At 53.8% G+C, this 4409-nt stretch carries 6 protein-coding genes; all 6 read left to right on the forward strand.

Annotated features, from left to right (window positions below):
* Positions 1-462: RNA polymerase sigma factor (locus B5F54_RS16915; protein ID WP_242969737.1), on the forward strand; the 462-nt coding region annotated here is incomplete at its 5' end.
* Entirely contained in the window at positions 447-686 is a 240-nt protein-coding gene (locus tag B5F54_RS16920) for a helix-turn-helix domain-containing protein (RefSeq protein ID WP_087235315.1), read from the forward strand. The genes B5F54_RS16915 and B5F54_RS16920, both read left to right, overlap by 16 nt.
* A 538-nt stretch (positions 687-1224) precedes the next feature.
* Positions 1225-1431, forward strand: coding sequence for a helix-turn-helix domain-containing protein (locus tag B5F54_RS16925; RefSeq protein ID WP_087235316.1), 207 nt, complete (start codon positions 1225-1227; stop codon positions 1429-1431).
* A 21-nt stretch (positions 1432-1452) separates the two neighbouring features.
* Complete coding sequence (locus B5F54_RS16930) at positions 1453-2847, forward strand: site-specific integrase (RefSeq protein WP_207651985.1); 1395 nt, start codon at positions 1453-1455, stop codon at positions 2845-2847.
* Positions 2848-3317: 470 nt separating this feature from the next.
* On the forward strand, positions 3318-3521 hold the full coding sequence (locus tag B5F54_RS16935; RefSeq protein WP_087235317.1) for a helix-turn-helix domain-containing protein: 204 nt from the start codon (positions 3318-3320) through the stop codon (positions 3519-3521).
* A 271-nt stretch (positions 3522-3792) separates the two neighbouring features.
* The coding region (locus B5F54_RS16940; RefSeq protein WP_242969738.1) for a helix-turn-helix domain-containing protein at positions 3793-4409 on the forward strand (617 nt) is incomplete at its 3' end.

Here is a 4409-nt window from a genome sequence, read left to right on the forward strand (position 1 = left end):
CCGTGCGGCGCGAAGGGAGGTGAGAAAATGAAAGACTCCTATGAGCAGCGTATTCAAAATCAGTTTGGCGCTTTCTGTGTCAAGGTTTTGAAGAATGAGGCCCGGTACATCCAGCGCGAGCTTGCCAGTCTCCAATCCCAGGAAAAATCCCTGGATGAGCTGACAACTTCTGAACTGGAGCAGACGGCCGTGTGGGACAAGCACTTTATGAGCGAACATGTCTTTGAAGTGCTGGGGCTCCCGGTAGTCGTGACCGGCGATCTTCTGGCTGATGCCTTGGCGCAGCTGCCGGAGGGCAAGCGGGATGTCATCCTGCTGTCCTACTTCCTGGAAATGACGGACCGTGAGATCAGTGAGAAGCTGAACATCGTCCATCAGACCGTATCCAAGCGGCGGCTCGTTACACTGAAAGAATTGCGCGAGTATCTGATGAAGGAGGGATTTGAATGGCCGGACAAGTAAAGCCGATTCCGGTGCCGGTGATCCTGGCAGCCGTAAGCGGCGACGAGAACGCCCTTGCCGCCGTGGTCGCTCACTATCAGAAGTACATCCGAGCTCTTGCCACCCGACCGGTGAAGGACGAGTATGGGAATGAGTACCTGTATGTGGATGAAGATATGCGGCTCAGGCTGGAAACGAAGCTGATCCATAGCATCGTGACGAGTTTCAAGGTGCTGCCGGTCTAAAATTGTTCGGGGCAAGTTTCTCTCCCTTTCCTTGCTCTGGCAATCCGGCAGAGGAGTACATAGCTCTTTGACAAAGAAAGCCCGGCGGGAGGCCTCCGGCGCAGTATAAGGCAGACGGATACGATCTGTCTGCGCCGAGCCGGTCGGCCGGTGCGCCATGACCCTGTTGCAAGTCCGCAGGACGGGACCCCTACCAAACAGGAGAGCGATGAACACCAGGCCGCAAAACAGGTGTGGCAACCTGTGGGCGAGGACGCGCAGACAGGATAATGAGACTCCCGCGTTGAACGCCCTCAAAGCATTGCGCGGCGCACCCATCAGCATGGGCCGGGGTGAGATTCCCGTGGAGCTGCGGCCAGCAGCCATCCGTTTTCTGCCTCTTTCATTTTTGAATAAAGCCTGTTGTTTTTCGTTTACGGATAATTCGTAAACTTTTCGATTAGCAGCAGACAAACACAAAACGGCGCGGTAAAATGAGAATGGGTAAATTATGAGCCATTCTTATTCGTGCCGTTTCCGATTTAGAAAGGGGGCTGCCATGTCGCAAGCATGGAACGGTACGAAGAAGGAGTCCCCGGAGAGAAGAACCTATACGGTTGAGGACATTGCCCATATCCTGGGCATTGGCCGGACTTCCGCATATCTTCTCGTAAAGGAAGGACACTTCAAAATCGTACGAATCGGTAACGCCATACGAATTTCCAAGCGGTCATTCGATGAGTGGCTGGAGTCACTTGACCTATGACATCAGAAAGGAAGTATCGTTATGGCATCGATCATCAAACGGAAAAAGAACTACTCCATTGTTTACAATTACACGGACGAGAACGGTGAGACCCGGCAGAAGTGGGAGACCCGCACCTCCTACCAGGACGCATTGAAGCGCAAGGCGGAGGTGGAGAACCAGCAGTTCACGGGGACCTTCCTCCCGCCCAGCAATCAGACCATTGCGGAGTTTCTTTTGGACTTTGTTTCCCTCTACGGAGAAAAGAAGTGGGGCGTGTCCATGTACGACAGCCAAAACTCGCTGATCGCCAACTACATCAACCCCATTATCGGAAATCTGAAGGTGCAGGAGGTCACCCCGCGAGTGGTGGACAAGTACATCCAGACTTTGCAGAAAACCCCTGCGGTGAATACCAGGACCCATCACGCAAAGACGGACTTTGTGACCAATTCCACCATTGAGAAGATCATCAAACTTCTGCGCTGCGCGTTCAAGCAGGCGGTGCGGTGGGAGCTGATTTCCAAGAACCCCTTTGAAAATGTGATCCTGCCCAAGACGGAGTATAAGAAGCGGGACATCTGGACCGCTGATATGATCCGCACCGCCCTGGACAAGTGTACGGACAGCAAGCTCTATGTGGCTATGAACCTGTCCTTTGCCTGCTCTCTGCGGATGGGTGAGATCCTGGGGCTGACCTGGAACAATGTCCATATCTCCGACGAGGATATTGCTGATGACAACGCCTATGTCTATATCGACAAGGAGCTGACGCGGGCCTCCAAGCGGGCCATTGAGATGCTGGGGCAGAAGGACGTCTACCATGTGTTCCCGCCGCTGTTCCCCAACACCAGCACCAGAGTCATCTTGAAAAAGCCCAAGACGGATTCCAGTATCCGCAAGGTGTGGCTGCCCAAGACCCTGGCCTACATCCTGCGGGAGTGGAAAAAAGCCCAGGATGAGCTTCGGTCGTTTCTCGGTGACGAGTACCAGAACTTCGACCTGGTGGTGGCGCTGCCCAATGGCCGGCCCTGTGAGGATCGTATCATCCTGAAGGAGTTTGAAAAGCTGCGGGAAAAGGCGGGGCTGCCCAGAGTGGTCTTTCATTCCCTCCGCCATTCCAGTACCACCTACAAGCTGAAACTGAACCACGGCGACCTGAAGGCCACCCAGGGCGACACGGGCCATGCGGAGATCGACATGATTACCAGCGTGTATGCCCACATCTTGGACGAGGATCGTAAGATCAACGCTCAGAAGTTTGAGAGCGCCTTCTACGCCAACCCCAATCTTCGGGAGGTACATCCCCCGGAGGAACCCAAAGAACAGGCGCCGGCAACACTGGATTTGGAGGCCCTGGTGGAGCAGCTGCGGCAGTCGCCGGAACTGGCAAATACCCTGGCCGCGCTGCTCTCGGCGGCACCCAGCGGCAAGTGAGCCTGAAAAATCAAATTAGCACGGATGCAATTTTTCTTAGCAGAGCCGTGGAAACCGTTCGATTCTTCTTAGCAGGATATACATTGCAGCGCATAAAATTCTCCCGGTCTCAAACGAGCGGTGAGCCGGGAGAAGTGAAATAAAAAACGCTGCAAACCGGCGAAAAACGGCTTGCAGCGGAGTTTTTGGCGTCCCAGAGAGGACTCGAACCTCCGGCCCCGCGCTTAGGAGTATGGCGTGCCGCTTGGTACATCGTCCGTTTCATAATTTGCCTTGTTGTTTTATCCGAAATTGTATTGCCTGGTTACTGGTCAATCTGCATAAAAATCCCTGTGATGCCGCCTCGTGACGGGGCGTTCAGAAAGTCAAATTAGCAAATTCTTAGCAGGAATGGTGTCTGACAGGGCCTTTCCCATCAGGGAAACCGGGCAGGTATGGGCAAAATGCCGACAAGAAACAGGAGTCAGATTATGAGTGCATCGGGCGGAAAGCAGACGCCGAAAAACAGAACCTACACCGTGGAGGACATAGCCGCTATTCTCGGCATTGGAAAATCCTCTGCCTATAAGCTCGCAAACTCCGGCGAGTTTCAGACGATCCGGATTGGAAACATGATCCGCATTTCCAGAAAATCTTTTGAGGATTGGCTGGGGATGGAGGAGAACGAGGAGTAAGTTTTCAAAATTCAAGGGAACAACTGAATACAGACCGGCCATCTGCCGGGGAACGCCATAGGCTACACAAACCTGTGGCGTTTTTTTATGCCCTGCCGAGGGTGCATGAAACTGTATGAATACGGGTGGGAAATCCCCTGTTTTTTTGCCTGTGGGCGGCAAAAGCGAAACCGCCCATATTCTTTCCCTTATGGGAGGCGGGACGGTGATACAGGGGCAAAAATCCACCGAAACGCACACTTTTCAAAACCGAAGGAAGGAGGTATCCAACATGGCGGTATTCCGCATTGAGAAAACCCGCGACTACACGGTGATGTCCAACCACCATCTGCGGGACAAGTCGCTCTCGCTGAAAGCGAAGGGCCTTCTCTCCCTCATGCTCTCCTTGCCGGAGGAATGGGACTATACCACCAAGGGGCTGGCTCGGATCTGCAAAGATGGCGTTGACAGCATCTGCGCCGGGGTGCGGGAGCTGGAGGAACACGGCTATGTGATCCGCCAGCGGGTCCGCAACGCAAACGGTCAGCTCGGCGCCATCGAGTACACGATCCTGGAGCAGCCCAGACCGCCGGAACCTAAACCGGGAAAACCTGAACGGGAAAATCCAGTCCTGGATAATCCTGAACAGGCTTCCCCTGTCTTGGGAGAACCTGAACAGGGAAACCCCGCACAATTAAATACTAAAGAATCAAGTAAAGAAAAATCAAAAAAAGATCTATCAAGTACGGAAGGATCAAATCCTATCCTATCAAGCCCCCAAACCCCCAGGGGCTCGGATAGGGCCGGACGGGATTGGATGCGGGAGCGAGAGAGCTATCGGGAATTGATTTTGGAGAACATCGAGTATGACTGCCTCATCCAGAACCACCGCCTTGACCGTGACCGCCT

The organism is Anaeromassilibacillus sp. An250 (assembly GCF_002159845.1).
GTDB lineage: Bacteria > Bacillota > Clostridia > Oscillospirales > Acutalibacteraceae > Anaeromassilibacillus > Anaeromassilibacillus stercoravium.

Excerpts from the sequence above, each read along its gene's own strand:
- B5F54_RS16930 (WP_207651985.1), top strand. The coding sequence starts at position 1,453 with ATGGCATCGATCATCAAACGGAAAAAGAACTACTCCATTGTTTACAAT.
- B5F54_RS16920 (WP_087235315.1), top strand. The coding sequence starts at position 447 with ATGGCCGGACAAGTAAAGCCGATTCCGGTGCCGGTGATCCTGGCAGCC.
- B5F54_RS16935 (WP_087235317.1), top strand. The coding sequence starts at position 3,318 with ATGAGTGCATCGGGCGGAAAGCAGACGCCGAAAAACAGAACCTACACC.
- B5F54_RS16925 (WP_087235316.1), top strand. The coding sequence starts at position 1,225 with ATGTCGCAAGCATGGAACGGTACGAAGAAGGAGTCCCCGGAGAGAAGA.